A 1,187-nucleotide genomic window follows, 5' to 3' on the forward strand; every position below is an offset into this window, starting at 1 on the left:
GGGTGCCAATAACTCCACACTTCAAGTGGGCGCAGTCACCATCAACGATGGCAACAACGGCAACAACTACACCATCGGCAACAAGGCCAGCGCCACAGGCACCATCAAGGCCAAGGAACTGACGTTCGCAGCGGTGAGCGACACCAAGATCTACGACGGCGGCACCAGCTCCAGCAATGCAGCCTCTGTGACGGGCACACAAACCGGTGACACCATCACCGCTGTTCAGTCCTTCGCCAGCAAGAACGTGCTGGGTGCCAATAACTCCACACTTCAAGTGGGCGCAGTCACCATCAACGATGGCAACAACGGCAACAACTACACCATCGGCAACAAGGCCAGCGCCACAGGCACCATCAAGGCCAAGGAACTGACGTTCGCAGCGGTGAGCGACACCAAGATCTACGACGGCGGCACCAGCTCCAGCAATGCAGCCTCTGTGACGGGCACACAAACCGGTGACACCATCACCGCTGTTCAGTCCTTCGCCAGCAAGAACGTGCTGGGTGCCAATAACTCCACACTTCAAGTGGGCGCAGTCACCATCAACGATGGCAACAACGGCAACAACTACACCATCGGCAACAAGGCCAGCGCCACAGGCACCATCAAGGCCAAGGAACTGACGTTCGCAGCGGTGAGCGACACCAAGATCTACGACGGCGGCACCAGCTCCAGCAATGCAGCCTCTGTGACGGGCAAGCAAGGTGATGACACCATCACCGCTGTTCAGTCCTTCGCCAGCAAGAACGTGCTGGGTGCCAATAACTCCACACTTCAAGTGGGCGCAGTCACCATCAACGATGGCAACAACGGCAACAACTACACCATCGGCAACAAGGCCAGCGCCACAGGCACCATCACGGCCAAGGAACTGACGTTCGCAGCGGTGAGCGACACCAAGATCTACGACGGCGGCACCAGCTCCAGCAATGCAGCCTCTGTGACGGGCACACAAACCGGTGACACCATCACCGCTGTTCAGTCCTTCGCCAGCAAGAACGTGCTGGGTGCCAATAACTCCACACTTCAAGTGGGCGCAGTCACCATCAACGATGGCAACAACGGCAACAACTACACCATCGGCAACAAGGCCAGCGCCACAGGCACCATCAAGGCCAAGGAACTGACGTTCGCAGCGGTGAGCGACACCAAGATCTACGACGGCGGCACCAGCTCCAGCAATG

At 58.3% G+C, this 1,187-nt stretch carries 1 protein-coding gene; it reads left to right on the forward strand.

The genetic code is table 11. The features are described 5' to 3' along the window. Positions 1 to 1,187, forward strand: a 1,187-nt coding sequence (locus tag H663_RS41870) for a beta strand repeat-containing protein (protein ID WP_205872780.1), incomplete at both ends; no start/stop codon positions are given.

Source organism: Limnohabitans planktonicus II-D5, assembly GCF_001270065.2.
Classification (GTDB): domain Bacteria; phylum Pseudomonadota; class Gammaproteobacteria; order Burkholderiales; family Burkholderiaceae_C; genus Limnohabitans_A; species Limnohabitans_A planktonicus.